Source organism: Acidobacteriota bacterium (assembly GCA_026393755.1).
Taxonomy (GTDB): Bacteria; Acidobacteriota; Vicinamibacteria; order Vicinamibacterales; family JAKQTR01; genus JBAXOX01.
Map to the genome: position 1 here is coordinate 23,008 of JAPKZO010000015.1, position 19,389 is coordinate 42,396.

The 19,389-nt window shown below is 65.0% G+C and carries 13 protein-coding genes; 9 read left to right on the top strand and 4 right to left on the bottom strand.

Translation table 11 applies throughout. The features are described 5' to 3' along the window. Positions 1-44 precede the first annotated feature (44 nt). Entirely contained in the window at positions 45-1,244 is a 1,200-nt protein-coding gene (locus NTV05_05240) for an ATP-binding protein (protein ID MCX6543801.1), read from the bottom strand. A gap of 81 nt (positions 1,245-1,325) precedes the next feature. Next, positions 1,326-1,934, bottom strand: a complete 609-nt coding sequence (locus tag NTV05_05245; protein ID MCX6543802.1) for a Uma2 family endonuclease — start codon at positions 1,932-1,934, stop codon at positions 1,326-1,328. A gap of 553 nt (positions 1,935-2,487) precedes the next feature. Here NTV05_05245 and NTV05_05250 point away from each other — a divergent pair. Both NTV05_05250 and NTV05_05255 read left to right on the top strand, forming a co-directional pair. Further along, the gene (locus NTV05_05250) at positions 2,488-3,054 is read left to right on the top strand and encodes a CarD family transcriptional regulator (protein MCX6543803.1); all 567 of its coding nucleotides are present in this window, start codon (positions 2,488-2,490) and stop codon (positions 3,052-3,054) included. Positions 3,055-3,156: 102 nt separating this feature from the next. Further along, the gene (locus NTV05_05255) at positions 3,157-5,436 is read left to right on the top strand and encodes a VWA domain-containing protein (GenBank protein MCX6543804.1); all 2,280 of its coding nucleotides are present in this window, start codon (positions 3,157-3,159) and stop codon (positions 5,434-5,436) included. 286 nt (positions 5,437-5,722) lie between these two features. Here the strand turns inward: NTV05_05255 and NTV05_05260 are convergent, their stop codons facing one another. Next, positions 5,723-7,810, bottom strand: coding sequence for an oligopeptide transporter, OPT family (locus tag NTV05_05260; protein MCX6543805.1), 2,088 nt, complete (start codon positions 7,808-7,810; stop codon positions 5,723-5,725). 237 nt (positions 7,811-8,047) lie between these two features. On the opposite strand from NTV05_05260, the gene NTV05_05265 reads away from it, so the two are divergent. The 5 genes from NTV05_05265 (at position 8,048) to NTV05_05285 (ending at position 17,279) form a co-directional block, all read left to right on the top strand. Next, complete coding sequence (locus NTV05_05265; GenBank protein ID MCX6543806.1) at positions 8,048-10,867, top strand: prolyl oligopeptidase family serine peptidase; 2,820 nt, start codon at positions 8,048-8,050, stop codon at positions 10,865-10,867. A 1-nt stretch (position 10,868) separates the two neighbouring features. Further along, positions 10,869-11,384 carry a cyclic pyranopterin monophosphate synthase MoaC gene (moaC, locus tag NTV05_05270; protein ID MCX6543807.1) on the top strand — a complete coding sequence of 172 codons (516 nt, stop codon included), beginning with the start codon at positions 10,869-10,871 and terminating at the stop codon, positions 11,382-11,384. 2 nt (positions 11,385-11,386) lie between these two features. Beyond that, positions 11,387-12,361 (top strand): D-2-hydroxyacid dehydrogenase, encoded by a 975-nt coding sequence (locus NTV05_05275; protein MCX6543808.1) that lies wholly within the window; start codon positions 11,387-11,389, stop codon positions 12,359-12,361. 53 nt (positions 12,362-12,414) lie between these two features. Continuing rightward, on the top strand, positions 12,415-14,271 hold the full coding sequence (locus tag NTV05_05280; GenBank protein MCX6543809.1) for a long-chain fatty acid--CoA ligase: 1,857 nt from the start codon (positions 12,415-12,417) through the stop codon (positions 14,269-14,271). A 101-nt stretch (positions 14,272-14,372) separates the two neighbouring features. Then, positions 14,373-17,279: a prolyl oligopeptidase family serine peptidase gene (locus NTV05_05285; protein ID MCX6543810.1), complete on the top strand. Its 2,907-nt coding sequence runs from the start codon at positions 14,373-14,375 to the stop codon at positions 17,277-17,279. 15 nt (positions 17,280-17,294) lie between these two features. Here NTV05_05285 and lepB read toward each other — a convergent pair whose 3' ends face one another. Beyond that, positions 17,295-18,020, bottom strand: a complete 726-nt coding sequence (gene lepB, locus NTV05_05290; GenBank protein ID MCX6543811.1) for a signal peptidase I — start codon at positions 18,018-18,020, stop codon at positions 17,295-17,297. A gap of 213 nt (positions 18,021-18,233) precedes the next feature. Here lepB and NTV05_05295 point away from each other — a divergent pair, with 213 nt between their 5' ends. Both NTV05_05295 and NTV05_05300 read left to right on the top strand, forming a co-directional pair. Beyond that, positions 18,234-18,662, top strand: coding sequence for an NADH-quinone oxidoreductase subunit I (locus tag NTV05_05295; protein ID MCX6543812.1), 429 nt, complete (start codon positions 18,234-18,236; stop codon positions 18,660-18,662). A 13-nt stretch (positions 18,663-18,675) separates the two neighbouring features. Further along, on the top strand, positions 18,676-19,374 hold the full coding sequence (locus NTV05_05300; protein MCX6543813.1) for a hypothetical protein: 699 nt from the start codon (positions 18,676-18,678) through the stop codon (positions 19,372-19,374). Positions 19,375-19,389 lie beyond the last annotated feature (15 nt).

The following is a 19,389-nucleotide window of genomic DNA, read 5'->3' on the forward strand; positions in this document are numbered from 1 at the left end:
AAAAAGTATAGCACGCAGGTCCCGGCCCACGATGCGGCGTCCAACTACGAACAGGCAAACCAGGGCCGCACGACGTGACCATCGCGGAGATGGGGCTCTTCGCCACCGCCGTAGACGAGAACGCCGCGCTTCCGGCTGCTGCGCGACAGATCCAACCAATACCCCAATCCGGCGAAGAAGTCGCGCGCAATCGTCGTGCCCGACTTGATCTCCACCGGAATCAGGCGGCCACCAAGGTCGATCACCAGATCGACCTCGTGCCCGGTCTGGTCGCGCCAGAAGAACAGCGGCGGCTCCCGTCCGATGGCGGCAAACACCTTGACGAGTTCCGAGACGACAAACGTTTCGAAGATGGCTCCGCGAAGCGGATGCGTCGCCACATCAGCGTCGCGTGTGATCCGAAGCAGGTAACACAGGAATCCTGAATCCAGGAAATACAGCTTCGGACTCTTGATCAGGCGCTTCGAGAAATTGGCATGGTGTGGTTGCAGCAGATGCACAAGGCCGCTTGCGACAAGCACCGACAACCATCGGCGCGCCGTCGGTTGGGCGACACCGGCGTCCGATCCGAGAGACGAGAGATTCAGCAGTTGCCCGGACCGGCCGGCGCAAAGCCGGACGAATCGGCCGAACAGCTCGATGTCGCCAACGGCCAGCAATTCACGCACATCGCGTTCCACATAGGTGCGATAGTACGACGCCATCCAATCGACGGCGTCACTTCCCGTCTCGTGCACCGCCGGGTAGAGACCCTGACGCAGAATCCAGTCCAGGTTGAACCGCGGCGTTGTGCGATTAGGCTTCACCTGATCGAAGTGGATTGCGTTCAACTGAGACACTTCGCGCAGTTCCGCCAGGCTGAAGGGCGGAAGTGTGACGATGGCAATCCGGCCGGCCAATGTCTGGCTGACGCTGCGCATCAGCAGGAACTGCTGTGATCCGGTCAGGATGAACCGACCGGGCCTTCGGTTCTCGTCGATGATGCCCTGCAAGTACGAGAAGAGCGTCGGCGCCCGCTGGACCTCATCGAGCACGGCGCCGGCTGGGAATCGCGCCAGGAACCCCCGAGGATCGGTCCTCGCGAACTCGCGCTCGTCAGGATCTTCGAGCGAGACGTACGCGTGGGAGGGAAACGCCGCTCGTGCGAGGGTGGTCTTGCCGGACTGACGTGGCCCGCCGACATAGACCGCGGGGAATGAAGATGCCAGGATGCGCAATTTCGGGGTGAGAGCCCTGCGCTTCATGGGGAAAGTCTATGCGGCAGATGCGGCCCTGTCAAATTAAACATTGAATATTCAATTGGTCAAACCGCCAGGGAGGCCCGCTCAGGTAGTGCGCCCAGCCGACTCGACCGTCGTTGCCGGCTCCGTCTCCGCCCACAGCGACGCCAGCTCGAGCTCGACTTCGATGAAGGGCTCAGCGCGAACCACGGCGTCACCGACGTGTGTGGCCAGCATCGTCCAGCGGCCGCCGCTCAGTTGCAGCACTTCGAGCGTCCTCGCGATCGGATCGACTAGCCATGCGTGGCCGACGCCCTCACGACCGTAAATGCGAAGCTTCTTCTCTCGATCGAGCGATGCGGTAGACGGCGACAGCACCTCGCACACCCAGTCGGGAGCGAGCGGGAAGTACGCAGTCGCCGGTACCGCGGGCATCCGGCTTCGCCGCCACCCCGCCCAGTCTGGCACCAAGACGTCGGAGCGAAGGTGCAATTCAGGTTCCATGAGGATCAACCAACCGCCCGGGCCGCCACGCCCGCGGTGGTAAGGCAGCCTCAGCGTATCGCCAATGGCAGTCTCCGCAAGCGCATGAACCGGCGCCGGCCTCGGCGACGCGTGGAGCTCGCCGTCCACAATCTCGCCCACCTGAATGTCAGGCAGGTTGACCAGATCCTCATACGTCGCAGGTCGGTCGAACGGTGGAACCCTCGGCATGGGTCGCATTGTACATCGTCGCCTGCTGCATACCGGATGCCGTTCCAGTCAGCGCAGCGACCTCGCAAGTCACGACAACAGCAGGAGTACCGGGGCTCGTGAAGAGAGAGCGATTCGCCGGAGGCAGAAAGTGCCATGAGGGAGGGACAGCGTGAACGCAATTCCTGCCCTCACGCGGCTGCCGCGGGCCAGTCCGACGACAGATCGTTCCCGGTGAATCGACTGTCCAGAAATTGGGCAGTGGTTGAGCGGTCTGCCCAGAACTGGACTTCTCGCACGTTCGAAGAGCCGGCGCCTGACGCCATTCCAACAAAGTGGATAACACCTGTATTGTCAATTGATTGCCTCGATCCAGCCCAGGGCGAGCCGGCAATCCCGCCGCGATGAATTGCCTCCGCCAGACTCCTGCAATGGCGAACACAAGGCGAAACATCGACGGATTTGCCCTGTTTTTGGTTGTCTGCGCGCGAAAACCGGCGTATAATGGCTCTGTTGCGGGTATCTCAGAACCCCCGGCACCTCCCCAGTAACTCCTAAGAAGTGAGGGAACTCAGTGACATTCCAGATCGGCGATAAGGTCATCTACCCGAATCACGGCCTTGGTATTGTCGAACGGATCGAAGAGAAGACCATCCTGGGCACAACCTGCGGTTTCTACCATCTCCGGATTGCCGCCAACGCCACGACGGTGCTCGTCCCGCTGACAAACGTGGACGGCGTCGGGCTGCGTCGCGCAATCGACGATGGTGAAGTCGACCGGTTGTTCAAGCTGCTCGGCGATGGAAAGATCGACGCCCAGCAGAACTGGAAAGGCCGCTTCAAGGACAACTCCGAGAAGATGCGCACGGGGTCCATCTACGATGTGGCCGACGTGCTCAAGAGTCTTTCGTTGCTCAGCAAGTCGAAGAGCCTCTCGTTCCGCGAAAAGCGCATGCTCGATCGCGCCCGATTCCTGATCATCACGGAAGTCTCAGAGGTCATGCAGGAAGGGCAACCCGTGATCGAGAGCCGTCTCGACTCCGCCCTCAACAAGTGCATCGCGGCCCGCGCCCGGGGTATCGAGAAGGCGAAAGCGGTCAAGGCGTCTGCCAAGCCGGCGGCTCGCGCCAGGGTGTCGTAAAGTCCTCTCGCCGTCGCCTTTGATCTCCCAGGCCCGATCCGGCATCCCCGGGTCGGGCCTTTTCTCTTATGATGCTGATAGCGCCCTGCTTCGGAGTGCGTTATGACCATTGATCGCTCGTCGCGGCTTCGGCTACTCGGCGGCGTCACGCGGTTGTCGGTTGCCGTGGCCGTCATCGGCCTCGGCGCCGGACTGGCCGTCGCATCGCGGGCTGGCGAGCGCGCAATCAGCCAGCCAGATCAGCAAGGCGCGCGCCAGTCGGTGGGGTCGCCCGCAGACCAGCAACGGCCCGAAACGCAACCGCCCCCCAAGAGTCAGCCGCCACCCGAGGCCCAGGCGCCCCAACGCCCCGTGTTTCGCACCGGCGCGAACGCCGTGCGCGTGGACGTGTTCGCGACCCGGAACGGTGTGCCGGTCGAGGACCTGACCGCCGACGACTTCGAGGTGCTCGAGGACAACACGCCGCAGAAGGTGGAGGCGTTTGAGCACATCAAGATCCAGAACAGCGGCGTGCCGGCGACGCGAGTCGAGCCGCGGAATGTCCGAGAGGCGAACCAGATGGCAGCCGACCCCCGCGCCCGGGTGTTCGTGCTGTTCCTCGACACCTACCACGTCCACATGACCGCCTCCCACAATGTGACGCGGCCGCTCATGAACCTGCTGAATCGCGTCGTTGGCGACCAGGACCTGATTGCCGTGATGTCGCCCGAAATGGCGGCCTCCGACATCATGTTTACGCGGCGGACGGACCAGATCGCCCAGGCGCTCGCCAGCTTCCGCTGGTGGGGCCAGCGGGGGCAGGAGGGGTTCACCAACGACCAGACCGAACAGCAGTACATGAACTGCTACCCGCCGCAGGCGGGGGAGGGGGCCACGTCCTCGGTGGCGCAGGAGATGATCGAGCGGCGCCGCGAAAAGAACACGCTGGATGCGCTGGTGGATCTGGTCCGGCATCTTCACGGGATCCGGGAGGAGCGCAAGGCGATTCTGCTGGTCAGCGAGGGATGGCAGCTGTTTCGTCCGGACCCGAGCATGATGGCGGCCGGCACCCGCCCGCCAACGATGGGCGTCGGCCCGGACGGGCGCCTTGGCATGATCGATCGCGGCAGTTCCGTCGGCGCGGTCCGGACGCTCTGCGACCAGGACCGCGTGATGCTCTCCGGCCTTGATGATGAACGGCGCTTTCGCGACGTCATGGACGAGGCCAATCGTGCGAACGCGAGTTTCTACCCGATCGAGCCGCGCGGCCTGCCGGTGTTCGACAGCGACATGGGTCCCAATCCTCCGCCCTCGATTATCGACGACTTCATGATGCTCCGGAATCGGCACGACACGCTGTTGACGGTCGCCGAAAACACCGACGGCGTGGCGGTGATCAACTCCAACGACATCGAAGGCGGGCTCAAACGAGTCGTCTCCGACCTGTCGTCCTACTATCTCCTGGGCTATTCATCGACCAACTCGAAGGCCGACGGCAAGTACCGCGCGATCAAGGTGCGCGTCAAGCGGCCCGGCGTCGAAGTGCGCGCCAGACGGGGATACAAAGCGCCAACCGCAGAAGAAGCCACGGCACGGACCACCTCAGCCGCCGCACCGGCGGTCGACGAAGCCACCGCAGCCATCAGGAAGACGATCGCGACGCTCGAAGGCTCGGCCCGCGACGTGCCGCTGCGCGTAACGGTGAGCCCGGGTTGGTGGACTCCAGCCGGCGATCCCTCGAAGGCCAAGCCCGCGGGTGCCGAACCCGCACTGTGGATCATGGGAGAGATCGACACTCGCGCAAACACCGGCGACAACTGGAGCCAGGGCGGCGACGCGGACGTGGCCATCACGGCCAAGGACGGCTCGACGGTGATCCGCTACACGGTGCCGATTCCCGCCGGGTCGGGCCGATTCCTCACGCGCTTCCCCCGGACCCTCGAAGACGTGTGGCTCGACCCCGGCAGCTACGCGGTGCGGGTGCGCGTGACGCCGGCGACGGGAGGCCTGCCGATGACGGAGACGGCCCGATTCGACGTGGCATCGCCAGCCCGATCGGATGCGCTGATGCTCGGACAGCCGATCTACTTCCGGCGGGGCACCGCTGCGATCGCGCCGGAGAACGCCACGACAGACCGGCGTTTCCGGCGAACCGAGCGCATCATCATCCAGCTGTCCGCGTCGCTGGCGCCCAACAAGGTGAGCGGCGAACTGGTCGATCGCAACGGCAAGACGATGGCGCTGCCCGTCGGCGCCACGGTCGTCGAGAAGGACGGCGTACGCTGGGTGCGCGCTGAATTGACCCTGGCGCCGCTCGCGGTCGGCGATTACGTGATCCGGATCACGACGGAGCAGGGCACACAGACACTCCACATGCTCGCGCCGTTTCGGATTGTGCCCTGACTCGGGATTCGGAGAGGGGGATTAGCCGGGAGCGTGGTTCCCGAAGCGGCCCCTCGAACCGAGCCGACAGCGTCAGGCACGCAAAATGCGCCGATAGGGCCAAGGACAGGCTGCGCGAATAGCGCAAACGTCAGACCGGTCACGAGCCCCGGTAGGCGTGTTTTGCCGGCGAGCGTGAGCGGGGACGCGGAGGGAACCCCGCTCCTGGCGCACACAAAACGAGGGACGCCGCGCACGGCATGCGCAACGTCCCTCGGCAGATCGGGTGACGAATCGACTGGGCCGGTTACATCACCGCAGTCGGCGGTGCGGGCTCGTCTGGGGTGCCGGCCTTCCGCAGCGGAACAAAGATCATGTAGACCGCCAGCACGGCGAAGACCGGGATGGCCAGCAGCCCCGCAACGCTGTCGAGGCCCGGAATACCCGGAAACTCCTTGTTCGTGCTGAAGAACACGACCGCGGCGATGATGAGCCCCATAATCGCTTCACCCGCGATCAACCCCGACGCCGTCAGCACCCCGGCATTCTCGACGCGCGCCTTCTGCGCCGCGTTGTAGTCGCGTCTGGCGGCCATCTTGTCGACGATGCCGCGAATCATGCCGCCGACAAAGATCGCGAACGTCGTGCCGAGCGGCAGGTACATCCCGACCGAGAACAGCATCGGGCTGCGCACCTTGATCAGGATGAGCGAGATGCCCATGGCGATGCCGACGATCACCAGCGGCCACGGCATGTCGCCGCCGACGATCCCCTGTGAGAGCGCGGCCATCAGGCCCGCCTGCGGCGCCGCCAGCACGCGGCCGCCGAGACCGCCACTCGCGACCTCGGAGTTGTGCAGGACGTAGATCGGGAAGAACATCACAAGGCCGGCTACCGCGACGCCAATCATGTCTCCAATCTGCATCTTCCAGGGCGTGCCGCCCAGGATGTGCCCGACCTTGAGATCCTGCAGCATCTCGCCTGCCACAGCCGACGACACGCACACCACCGCGGCCACCGCCAGCACGGCCGCGACGCCCGCCTCGCCCTTCACGCCCACAATCACCATCGTCAGCGCCGCCACGATGGTGGTGGCGAGCGTCAGACCCGAGATCGGGTTGTTCGACGAGCCGATCATGCCGACCAGATTGCCCGACACAGCCGCGAAGAAGAACCCCGTGATGAGCATGACGATGGCCGCAAACAGCGCACCAGACAGCATGTTCGTGAAGTAGAAGTAGACCGCCGTCATCAGCGCGAACACGAGCGCGATGCCGAAGAGCACGACTTTGAACGAGAGGTCCTGCTGGGTGCGTTTAGTGGCGGCTGCGGCCACCGCCGATTTCTTGACATCCGCCACGCCGCGCTTGATGCCGAGGATGAGGTTCTTCCGCATCTTGAACAGCGTGTAGCAGGCGCCGACCAGCATGCCGCCGACCGCGATCGGGCGGACGATGAAGCGGTAGAGGTGGCCGACCAGCCCGCCCCAGTTCTGGACGCCGTCGGGCGACGTGTACTTGTCAATCAGGCTCGGCCCGAGGAAGAAGACGAGCAGTGGCACGAACAAGCCCCAGGCCAGCAGGCCTCCGGCGAAGTTCAGCGCGCCCAGTTCAGGCCCGATGATGTAGCCGACGCCCATGTACGCCGGGGTTACGGCGGGCGCTGCGATGGTGGTGACGCCGCCGGCAGCGATTTCGGTGGGTGATTTCCCCAGGCCCAGCTTGACGACGCTTTCCTTGAGTTTGCCAACCGCCAGCTCGAACGTGTTACCCGAGAAGAAGATGCCCAGACCGTCCTTCGTATCGATGTCCGTGCGCGAGAGCAACCGGATGATCGCGCCGACGCCCATCGCCTGGAAGAGCTGCATGGCGGCGTCCGCCCCGCGCTGACCAGCCTTGTGAATCTCGGCGGCGGCCACCGACTCGGGGAACGGCAGGCCCTTGTCCTCGACCATCACGCGCCGGAGGATGGTAACAAAGAGGATGCCCAGCATGCCGCCCAGCACCATCAGAGTCGAGGCCGCTAGGTACTCCGTGTATATGTTGGCTGCGTCGAAGTGCCACAGCCCGAGGATGACAAACGCCGGCATCGTGAAAATGGCGCCCGCTGCCACCGACTCACCGATTGAGCCGACGGTCCTGGCGAAGTTCTCTTCGAGGAGGCTGCCCTTCATGATGCGGAGGACGGCCATTCCGATGACGGCTGCCGGGTAGGTGGCCGCAATCGTCATCCCGGCCCTCAGGCCGAGATACGCATTGGCCGCTCCGAGGATGACGCACATGAGCAGGCCAAGAAGCAGGGCGCGTACCGTGAACTCCCGTTGATCGGAGTTGTCGGGCACGAACGGCTTGAAGCCGTCATCAGGGGCTGTTGGGCTAGTCGGTTTCACACTCATGCGGCGCATCTTAGCATGACAGTCAGGCAGACAGGGACACGACTGGATTCCGGCATTCCGCCTTCGCCCCTGCGTCTTCCCCGGGCTACGGCGGGACAGGTCGCCGGAATGACGACCCAGAAGGGTCCCTCTCGACGCCGATCGACGCGGGCGGGTCGCGCAGGCAGGAACGAGACGGTGTACAGTATGCCGGCAGACGTGGCCGGCGGGGTGCACGGAGGCTTTCTGGAGGCGAACGTGAGACGAACAACGCGGATACAGCTTGCGGCTCTTGTCATTCTCTCTCTCGCGCCTGGATCGGCTCGGGTCTTGACCCAGTCGCCATCGACGCCGACCTTGGCGCCTGTGAAGGCTGCTGACTACGGCAAGTGGGAAACGCTCGGCGTCTCGGTCCTCGCGGATAACGCCAAGTGGGTCGGGGTGCCGATTACGCGCGTGGATGGAACAAGCGAATTGCAGGTCTATCCGGTGCCGGCGGCGACTGGCTCAACGCCCGGCAAGCCATGGCACAAGGCCGCCGAAGGGAGTGCACCCGCGTTTTCGGCCGACGGACAGTGGCTGGCGTACCGGATCGGTTACTCCGAGGCCGAGCGCGAGAAGATGCAGGACGACAAGAAGCCGGTTCGCGACAGGCTGGGCCTCGTTCGTCTGGATGCGGCTGCCGCTCCAGCCGCTCCGATCGTCGTTGCCGATATCACCCGATTCGCCTTTGCGCCCGCCGGGCCGTATCTCGCGATGCTGCGGTATCTGCCTGACGGCGTGAAGCGGAAGGGCGCGGACCTGCTGGTGAGAAATCTCACCACCGGCGCCGTCATGACGTTCGGCAATGTGTCGGAATTTGCCTGGGCTGATGAAGGCCGACTGCTCGCGCTCGCAATTGACGCCGAGGGAAAGGCCGGTAACGGGGTCCACGTGTACGACCCGCAGACGGGCGCGTTACGGCTGCTCGATTCGGGCGACGCTACCTACATCGGCCTCACGTGGCGCGCGAAGAGCGACGATCTGGCCGTCTTCAAGTCGCGCACTGATGACACTCGCGACGAAGACACCAATACCGTGCTGGCGTGGCGCGGTCTGCAGACCCCAGGCGAGACACCAGCGCGGCGGTACGATCACGCGGCCGACAACGGGTTTCCCGAGGACATGCGGGTCGTGACCTTCCGACGGCTGCAGTGGTCGAAGGACGGCAAGACGCTCTACTTCGGGATCCAGGAATGGGATCGCAAAGCGGCCAAGGATGGCGCGGACAAGGCCGGCGACAAGGCGCCAAAGCCGAAGCCCGCCGGCGTGGACGTGTGGCACAGCAAAGACGAGCGCATCATCCCGATGCAGCGCGTCGATAAGAGCCGCGACGTCGAACGCAACTACCTGTCGCTGTGGAACGTCGACAGCGGAAAGTGGCTGCGTATCGGGACTGACAAGGACGAGCGGGTGAGCGTCGTCGCAGGCGATCGGTTTGCGACCGAGACCGATCGCAAGCCGTACATGTTCGATAACATGTTCGACCGGACCAGGCAGGACGTCTACCTGGTCGATCTGACGACGGGCGCGCGCAGAAAGGCCATCGAGGGAGTCTGGTACTTTCAGGGCAACAGCCCCGCCGGAAACTACCTGCTGTATTTCAAGGGCGACCAGTACTGGACCTGCGACATCCGCTCGGGCAAGGCGACCAACATCACCGCGACGATCAAGGCCGTCTGGATCGATCCCGACTACGACACTCCGGTTCGCGTGCAGAGGCCGCCGTCGGGCGTCGCGGGCTGGTTGAAGGATGACGCGGCGGTCCTGTTGTACGACCAGCACGACATCTGGCGCGTGGCGCCGGAGGGGGCCGGCGGCGTCCGCTTGACGCGGGGCGCCGAGGAGTCCGTCGTGCACCGGTACGCGCGGACCAACCGCGACGAGGAGTTCATCGACCCGGCATCCCCGATCTACACGAGCCTCTACGGCCGCTGGTCGAAGAAGTTCGGGTATGCGCGTGTGCCGACCGCACCGCCGGCGGCTGGCGCCGTACCGGCCGTCGAACGTCTCGTGTGGCTCGACAAGAACGTCGCTCGGCTGGCGAAGGCCAGGAAGGCCGACGCGTTCGCGTACGTGGTTCAGGATTTCGACGACTCGCCCGACCTCCTTGTGGGAGGGGCAGCGCTCGCCGACGCCACGCAACTGACCGCCACGAACACGTTCCAGAAGAGCTACACGTGGGGCCGATCGTCGCTGGTTGACTACAAGAACGCGAAGGGGGAACGGCTGCAGGGAGCCCTGTACTACCCGGCCGGCTACGAGCCCGGGAAGAAGTACCCGATGATCGTGTACGTCTACGAACGGCTGTCGCAAGGCGTTCATGGATACGTGGCTCCGTCGGAGCGCTCGCCCTACAACGCGGCGGTGTTCACGGCCAACGGCTACTTCGTGCTGCAGCCGGACATCGTGTTCCGGCCGCGCGATCCCGGTCTCGCGGCGGTCGACTGCGTCACCGCAGCCGTCAAAGCGGTGCTGGCCGCGGGTGCGGTCGATCCGAAGCGGGTCGGCCTGGTCGGGCATTCGTGGGGCGGATACGAGGCCAGCTTCATCCCGACGCAGACCAACATCTTTGCGGCGTCCATCGCGGGCGCGCCGATTACCAACCTCCTGAGTTTCTACGGCGCGATTCACTGGAATCAGGGTCTGCCGGAACCCGCGCATTTCGAAACAGGGCAGGCCCGGATGGACGTGCCGTACTGGGAGGATCTGCAGGCCTACATCCGCAACTCGTCCACGCTGTTCGTCAACAAGCTCGAGACGCCGATGATGATCTTTTTCGGCGACAAGGACGGGACGGTTGACTTCCGGCAGGGCGTCGAGATGTACAACTACGCGCGGCGCGCCGGCAAGCAACTGGTGATGCTGGTGTATGCCGGCGAGAATCACAGCGCGCGCGAGAAGCCGAACCAGATCGACTACCACCGGCGCATCCTCCAGTGGTTCGATCACTACTTGAAGGGCGCGGCCGCGCCCGACTGGATCACCAAGGGTACGACCGTGATCGACGCCGAGAAGGCACAGAAGACAGGGCGCTGAGATGGCGAGCAGGAAGATCACGCCCTCGTTGAGGAGAAAATCCGCCGGGCAGCTCTCGCACGTGGACGCTCGGGGGCGCGTCCGCATGGTGGATGTGAGCCAGAAGCCCGCCACGGTTCGCGAGGCGGTGGCGCGCGGCTTCGTGCGGATGGCACCGGCGACGCTCAGGCTGATCGGCTCTGGCCAGATCGCCAAGGGTGACCCGCTGCAGGCCTCGCGGCTGGCCGGCATCATGGCGGCCAAGAAGACGTCCGAGATCATCCCGTTGTGCCACCCGCTCGCGATCAGCCACTGCGAGGTGAACTTCCGCCGGCGGCGCGAAGGATACGAGATCGAGGCCCGCGTCCGGACGGTTGGCCCGACCGGCGTGGAAATGGAGGCGTTGACCGCGGTCGCGGCGGCGGCGCTGACGATCTACGACATGGTGAAAGCCGTGGATCGCGCCGTCGTGATCGATGACATCCTTCTGCTGGAGAAGCGCGGCGGCCGATCGGGCGTCTGGAAGCGCGGGGCATAGCGATGCAGGTACTCGTCGCGATTTACAGCCCGAGTGAGGCGTGGACGATCCCGCCATCCTTCGTCGATGTGTTGCGGCGGAGGTTTCCAGGCGTGGTGTTCTCGCACGCCGAAGATCACGCCGACCTGATTCGGCTGCTCCCCGAGGCCGACGTCGCCTTCACGTCGGTGCTCACGCCGCGGGCCCTTGAGCTGGCGCCACGCCTCAAGTGGGTTCACAGTTCGGCCGTCGGCGTCGGCAGCATGCTGTTTCCCGCGATGGTGGCCAGCCCGGTCGTGCTGACCAATTCGCGCGGCATGAGCGCGGCATCCGTCGCCGAGCACGCGATCGCGCTGATGCTGGCAGCATTGCGCAGGCTGCCAGAGACGATCCGCGCGCAGGACGGGCGGCAGTGGATTCAGCCTCAGCTGTCCGGCCTGCCCATGCTCGACGGACGGACGCTGGGCATCGTCGGCCTGGGTGCGATCGGCTGCCGGGTTGCCCGAATCGGATCGGCGATCGGGATGACGGTCGTCGGCACGCGCCGCGAAACCGACTGGCCCGTACCGGAGGGTGTCGCCGAGGCGCTCGGGCCTTCGGACCTTCCGAGACTGCTGGAAGCATCCGACGTCGTCGTCCTGTCAGCCCCGCTCACGGCGGAGACGCGTGGGATGATCGGCCGGTCCGAGTTCGCCCGGATGAAGCGTACGGCGTGGCTGATTAACGTCGCGCGCGGGAAACTGGTGCAGGAAGACGCGCTGGTCGACGCCCTGCGCTCCGGCACGATTGCCGGCGCGGCGCTCGACGTGTTCGAGCACGAGCCGCTGGATCAGGCCAGCCCCTTGTGGGCGATGCCGAATGTGATCGTGACGCCGCACGTGGCCGGTTTTCGCGCGGACTACTGGGAGGCCGCCGTCGATTTGTTCAGCGATAACCTGCGGAGATATCTGGCGGGCGAAGCGCTCCTGAATGTGGTGGACAAACGCGCCGGGTATTGACCGGTGTGCGGTACTGGTCTACGGTAAACACACACGGGCCAGATCGTTTCCGAATGACCGCGCCATCAAGCGCCCACGACGACGTTCGCACCATTGCCGCACTGCCGTTTCACGTGGCGGCGCGGCACGACAGGGCTGCGCTCATACGCCGCTGCGAGGGCGACCGGTTCGTGGGGTTCTCGGGCCGCGAGTTTCTGGAACACATCCGGGCGTTCAGCCTCGGCCTGCAGGCGCTCGGTGTCCGCGCCGGCGATCGCGTCGGCATCGTGTGCGAGAGCCGGCCCGAATGGAGCGTAGCCGATCTGGCCATCCTCACGGCGCGGGCGATCACGGTTCCGGTGTATCCGACGCTGTCGGCCACCCAGACGCACTTCATCCTGGACGATGCGGGCGCCAGCGTGGTGATCGTCTCCGACGCGATCCAGCTGGCGAAACTCCAGGAGGCCGCCCCGAGCCTGCCCCGGCTTCACACGGTGATCGTCGTTGTGGCGCCGACACCGGCGCCCGAATTCTCTGGCGGCGGGCCGGCGATTCTGACGATGGCTGACGTGGTCGCGGACGGGCGCCGGCAATTGCTGCAGGATCCCGGACTCGAGGCGCGCTACGAGACGGAGGCCCGCCGCGTCGCGCCTTCCGACATTGCGACCATCATCTATACGTCGGGAACCACCGGAGCGCCCAAAGGCGTGGTGCTCACGCACGACAACATCATGTCGAACGTCGTCGCCACCAATGCGGTGCTCAAAGTGACGGCCTCGGATGTGGCGTTGTCGCTTCTGCCGCTGAGCCACGTGTTCGAGCGCACGGTGATGTATCTCTACCTGTTTGCGGGCGCGTCGATCGTGTTTGCCGAGTCGCTGGCGACGGTCGCACGGGATCTTGGCCGTGCCGCCCCGACGATCATGACCGGCGCGCCGCGTGTGTTCGAGAAGTTTCACCACGCCGCGCTCGACAGTGTGGCCACGGCTCCGCCGTTCAAGCGGCGGCTGTTCGCCTGGGCGGTAGGCGTCGGGAGATTGAGCAGTCAGGCGAGGATCGAGCACCGGAGGCCCTCGTGGTTTACGACGATTCAGGCGCCGCTGGCGGACGCACTGGTGTTGCGCAAGCTCCGAAGCAGGACTGGGGGCCGCATCCGGGCGATGGTGTCTGGCAGCGCGCCGCTGGCGCGCACGACGGCGGAGTTCTTTCACGCCGTCGGTCTGCCGATCCTCGAGGGCTACGGTCTGACCGAGAGCGCGCCGGTCATTACGGTCAATCCACCGCACGCTCCACGACTGGGGACCGTGGGCCCAGCCGTCCCCGGGGTCGAGATGCGGATCGCCGCCGACGGGGAGATTCTCGCGCGCGGCCCGAACATCATGCAGGGGTACTACAACCGGCCGAACGAGACCGCCGCCGCGCTGGTTGACGGCTGGCTGCACACCGGGGACATCGGCCGGATCGACGCGGACGGGTACCTCTCGATTACCGACCGCAAGAAGGATCTGATCATCACGTCTGGCGGCAAGAACATCGCACCACAGCCCATCCAGCTGCGGCTGAAGGCGAGTCCGCTTGTGTCAGACGCGATCATCATCGGCGATCGGCGCAGGTTTCCTGCGGCGCTGATTGTGCCGGATTTCGTCGCGGTCGAAGCCTCGCTGCGGGAACAAGGCGCGCCGTCTGGCACGCGCGAACAACTGGTCACGCGCCCCGACGTGCACGCACTGTTCCAGCGGCTGCTCGATCAGATCAACATGGAACTCGCGCAGTTCGAGAGGATCAAGCGATTTGCGCTGTTGCCGGCCGAGATGACGATCGAAGGCGGCGAACTGACGCCCACGCTGAAGCTGCGCCGATCCGTGGTTGAAGAGCGATGCGCAGCCGTCATCGAGCAACTCTACGCCACGCGCGAGCCCGCGGTCAGCTGAGCGCCGCAATCTGATGATATCCTTCGCCGGTTCGCCCGAAACCGGGACTCGAAAGTCCACTGCTTGGTCGAACCTCGATTTGAGCCATCTGGAGCACACGGATGATTGCTTCCCGTCGCCCTCGCCGTCTCGTCTTCCTCGTTGTTTTCGGTCTCGCGTTGGTGCCGCTGCTGATGCGCGCGCAGCCGGCCGCGCCGAAGCCCATTGCGCTCGAGGACTACGCGAAGATTAAGCGCATCGCCGGCGCCGCGATATCGACAGACGGCAAGTGGATGCTCTACACGGTGACGCCGAATGACGGCGATGGCACGCTCTACGTGAAGGCGCTCGACAGCGACAAGGTCTACGAGGTGCCGCGGGGGACCGGCGCGTCGTTCTCTGATAACGCACAGTGGATCGGCTATTTCATCGCACCGCCCGCAACGACCGGCCGCGGCGGTCGGGGCTCGGGCGGGCGCGGCGGCCGGCAGCCGGCTCAGGGCGCGACCGCCGACGCCGAGACGGCCCCCGCGCGGATCTTCGAAGTGCTCGAACTCGCGACCGGCACCAGGAAGACGTACCCGTCGGTGGGCAGCTTCGCCTTCTCGCCTGATGGCGAATGGCTGCTGATGCGCCCGCAAGCCGCCGGGGCGGCGCCTGCCGCCGGAACGGCTGGAGGCCGTGGTGGCCGCGGCGGCACGGGTGCTGGCGGGGACACCGCCGACAGCAACGCGCCAGGCACAGACCTGTTGATGCGGCACCTGGCGTCCGGCAACCAGCGCTACGTCGGCAACGTGGGCACGTACACCTTCGATGACGCCGGCAAGCAGTTGGCCTATACGGTGCGCGGCCAACAGCGCCTGGGCAACGGTGTATACGTCATGACGCTCGCCAGCGGCGAGCAGCGGATGCTCGACGCGGCTGACGCAGACTACGACCAGCTTGTCTGGAGCGCCCAGGGGGCGAACCTCGCCGTACTGCGCGGGGACAAGCCGAAGGGCAAGATGCAACGCGACAATGCGCTGCTCTCGTGGAACAACGTCGGCACGCCGCAGATGAAGGCCGCAACGTTCGATCCCGCCAAGGGGTCGTCGTTGCCCTCGGGCATGGTGATCAGTGAATTCACCGCGCCCAAATGGAGCACCGACGGAGCCCGAGTGCTGGTCGGTCTGAAGGCGCAGGATGACGAGAAGACGCCATCGACCGAACCGCAGGCCAACGTGGACGTGTGGCACTGGAGAGACGACGACCCGCAGTCGGTGCAGATCGTCCAGCTGAATCAGGAACGACGATCGACGAAGGCGGCCATCCTCGACGTGGTGTCGGGCTCCATCCGCCAGATCGCCGATGACGACATGAAGACGATCACGCCAGCCGACGATCTGCAGTGGGCGATTGGCCGCGTCGACACCCCGTACAGGGGACAGGTCGAGTGGGGCGCGAGCAAGAGCGATATCTACCGCGTGAGCCTCTTGAATGGCGTTCGCACGCTCGTCGAGCCCGGGTTGTCCCGGACGATGGGCTTTTCCCCGGACGGGAAGTGGTTTCTGTATCTGAAGAGCGGCCACGTCTATTCGTACGAGATGGCGACTGGGAAGAAGACAGTCATCGACGGCGGTCGCAGCTTCGTGAACGCCGAAGACGACCACGACTACGAGAAGCCCGTGTACGGCGTCGCCGGATTCACGGCGGATGGGGCGTCAGCGCTGCTGTACGACCGCTACGACGTGTGGGCGCTGCCGCTCGCGGGAGGATCGATCTCCAACCTGACGAAGGGCGAGGGCGCAAAGCAGGAGGTGCGATACCGTGTGACCCAGCTCGGCCGTGCGGGTGGCGGCGGGCGAGGCGGCGGCGGCCGTGGCGGCGGTGCTGCGGCGGAGCCGATCGATCTCAGCAAGGCCGTGCTGTTGTCGGCCTTCGGCGAGTACACGAAGAAATCGGGCTACTCGGAGATTGGGCCGGGCCAGTCGCCTTCGCCGCTTATCTGGGCCGACAAGGCCGTCGGCGCGCCGATTGCGGCGAAGAACGCCGACAGAATCCTGTTCACCGAGCAGACGTTCAACCAGTACCCGAACTACTGGGTCGCAGACAAGCGGTTTACGGCACCCCGGCAGGTCACCGACGCCGAGCCGGACCTCTTCAAGCAGTTCACCTGGGGAACCAAGAAGCTCGTTGACTACAAGAACAGCAAGGGACAGCGCCTGCAGGCCACGCTGACGCTGCCGGCCGGGTACGAACCCGGCAAGAAGTACCCGATGCTCGTGTATTTCTACGAGCTGATGTCCGACACGCACCACACCTTCTCGTTTCCGGTCTATGACGATCGGCCGCACATGTCGACCTACGCGAGCAACGGCTATCTCGTGCTCCAGCCGGACGTCAGGTACGAGATTGGCAAGCCGGGATCGTCGGCGCTCGACTGCGTCACGAGCGCCGTGAAGAAGGTGATCGAGCTGGGCTACGCCGATCCGGCGCACATCGGCCTGCAGGGCCACAGCTGGGGCGGCTACGAGTCATCGTTCATCCTCACGCAGACCGACATCTTCGCGGCCGTCGTCACAGGGGCGCCGCCGACCGATCTCACGAGCTTCTACGGCACGCTGTACCGGTCGACCGGTACCATTCAGCAGGGCATCACCGAGGTCGGGCAGGTGCGAATGGGCGCGGGCGCCACCCCGTGGTCGGCGCGCGAGCTGTTCGAAAGCCAGTCGCCCGTGCACAACGCGCCGAAAATCAAGACACCGTTCATGATTCTTCACGGCACAGCCGATGGTTCTGTGGATGCCGGGCAGGGCTTGGAATTCTACGCGGCCGCCCGGCGCCTAGGCAAGCAGGTGATTCTGCTCTCGTATCCCGACGAGTCGCATCACCTGGCGAAGAAGGAGAATCAGAAGGACTTCCAGGTCCGGATGCGGCAGTTCTTCGACCACTACCTCAAAGGCACTCCGGCGCCGCTGTGGATGACTGACGGTGTGCCGCAGGTGAAGAAGGGACTCGACCCGACGATTATCGCGCCGCCTAAGAAATGACGCGCCGTACGGGTTCTAGAACACTCGCGCCGCAGGCACGGGCCACCAGCGCACCTGCACCTTGCCGATGATGTACTTCTTCGGCACCAGACCCCAGTGGCGGCTGTCGGAACTGTTGTTCCGATGGTCGCCCATCACGAAGTAGTACCCCTCGGCAATCACCTGCGGTCCCCAATCGTCGTGGCTGCGGTACTCCGAGGGGACGTAACTGTCGTCGAGCCGCACGTCATTGACGTACACGCGGCCGTCGCTGATGCGGACGGTGTCGCCTTCCTCTGCAATCACGCGCTTGACGAACGACTTGTCCGGGTTGATCGGGTAGTACAGCATGACGATGTCGCCCTTCCTGGGCGCGCTCATGCGGTAGATGAACTTGTTGACGATCAAGCGGTCCTGGTCGGCGAGCGTCGGCGCCATGCTCTGGCCCTCCACTCGGGCGACCTGGAATCCGAAGGTCACGATCAGCGTGGCGTACACGGCCGCCGAAGCGAGCGTCCTGACCCACGCGAACAACTCTTCGCGAAACATCGCCAGCTTGCCGGGCCGGGCGGGCCCGGCGCCGGCCGGGGGCGTCTGAGGCCAGACCGGTGCCGAGAACGCAGGCGGGTCTATCGGATGCGGGTCACTGTAGAGATCGACAGTTCCAGGTGCGCCCGGAGCCGTCTGGTCGAAGACCGGCTCACTGGATTCGCCGCCCGCCCGGCGTCTCTCATCCTCAGTTGGAAATTCCGGCTGAACCAAGCGACGCTCTCCTTGATCCCGTTGATCTCGTTGACGTTGACCAGCTTCGACTAGCGGTCTCGCTGTATCGGATGCCTACAACACGACTATACCGGCCGCTCTCGCGGGCTGTCAAACCGCTGCGGATGAACGTGTTATGATCATTCGGCCCGTGGTCCAAGGCCGCTGTGGAGTCCTCTTTGGCGCGCCCGGGCGGGCGCGGAGGCAGATCGCATGATTCGTCCGCTGATTGTCGGTTTCGCGACGACGCTGAAACACATCTTCAAGAAACCAATCACGGTGAACTATCCGGACCAGAAGGTCCCGATGTTTCCGAAATATCGCGGCAAGCAGGTGCTGATGCGCGACGAGAACGGTCTCGAGAAATGTGTCGCATGCGGCCTGTGCGCCGTCGCCTGTCCGTCGGACGCCATCTACCTCGAGGCGGCCGAAAACGACGGGAGCGTGGCCGCGGGCCCGAGATTCGCCAGCACGTACCAGATCCATAAGACCCGATGCATCTTCTGCGGCTACTGCGAAGAAGCGTGCCCGGTGTCGGCGATCTTCATGGGCAAAGACTACGAACTGGCGGTCTACACCAAGAACGACTTCATCTGGGACAAGCAGGACCTGCTCGTGCCTGCCCGGGCGGCTGCTCGCTAGCGACCGATCTGCCATGAAATTCGGCGCGTTGGGCGACGTGCACGGCGATTTTCTGTCGGTCCGGACGATCATGCTCCGCCACCCGGACATCGGCTGGTGGGTGTCGGTCGGCGATCTCGCCGACGCCAACGGCGCATACGAGTCTCCGCCCTCGCCCCTGTACTGGATCAAGGGCAACAACGACAATCTCGAGTTCGTGGCCGGATTGGCCACCGCCACGCGCGCGCCGCTGCTCAATCTCCACCACATCCCCAACGGCGTCGCCGTTCACGTCGGTCCCATCGTTGTCGCGGGACTTGGCGGCACGATGGCACCCACGTGGTACGATAGAACGCCCTCCGACATTCCGCGGCCGAGGCTGGCGCCGTCGAAAGGTGACTTCCCCGTGATGGCCCGGGACGACAAGCGCCGGCACTTTCTTCGCGCGGAAGTGGAAGCCCTGCGGGCCCTCGACCGCATTGATCTGTTCGTGTCGCACGAAGCGGCGAGGCCGTTTCTTCTGGATGTGCGCGGGCGCAAGCAGGATGTCGGCAAGACGCCGATCAACGAAGTGTTGGCCTCGGTGCGGCCGCGGCTGCACCTGTTTGGCCATCACCACGTCTATCACGACGACGTGCGGCAGGGCGTGCGGTCGATCGGGCTCGGTCCGGTGGGTGAGTCGTACCTGCTCATCGATTCCGACACCTGGAAGTACGAACGGTGTGAAACCTGACGGAGTCGTGTCAGC

Excerpts from the sequence above, each read along its gene's own strand:
- NTV05_05240 (MCX6543801.1), bottom strand. The coding sequence starts at position 1,244 with ATGAAGCGCAGGGCTCTCACCCCGAAATTGCGCATCCTGGCATCTTCA.
- NTV05_05245 (MCX6543802.1), bottom strand. The coding sequence starts at position 1,934 with ATGCCGAGGGTTCCACCGTTCGACCGACCTGCGACGTATGAGGATCTG.
- NTV05_05255 (MCX6543804.1), top strand. The coding sequence starts at position 3,157 with ATGACCATTGATCGCTCGTCGCGGCTTCGGCTACTCGGCGGCGTCACG.
- NTV05_05260 (MCX6543805.1), bottom strand. The coding sequence starts at position 7,810 with ATGAGTGTGAAACCGACTAGCCCAACAGCCCCTGATGACGGCTTCAAG.
- moaC (MCX6543807.1), top strand. The coding sequence starts at position 10,869 with ATGGCGAGCAGGAAGATCACGCCCTCGTTGAGGAGAAAATCCGCCGGG.
- NTV05_05275 (MCX6543808.1), top strand. The coding sequence starts at position 11,387 with ATGCAGGTACTCGTCGCGATTTACAGCCCGAGTGAGGCGTGGACGATC.
- NTV05_05280 (MCX6543809.1), top strand. The coding sequence starts at position 12,415 with ATGACCGCGCCATCAAGCGCCCACGACGACGTTCGCACCATTGCCGCA.
- NTV05_05285 (MCX6543810.1), top strand. The coding sequence starts at position 14,373 with ATGATTGCTTCCCGTCGCCCTCGCCGTCTCGTCTTCCTCGTTGTTTTC.
- NTV05_05295 (MCX6543812.1), top strand. The coding sequence starts at position 18,234 with ATGATTCGTCCGCTGATTGTCGGTTTCGCGACGACGCTGAAACACATC.
- NTV05_05300 (MCX6543813.1), top strand. The coding sequence starts at position 18,676 with ATGAAATTCGGCGCGTTGGGCGACGTGCACGGCGATTTTCTGTCGGTC.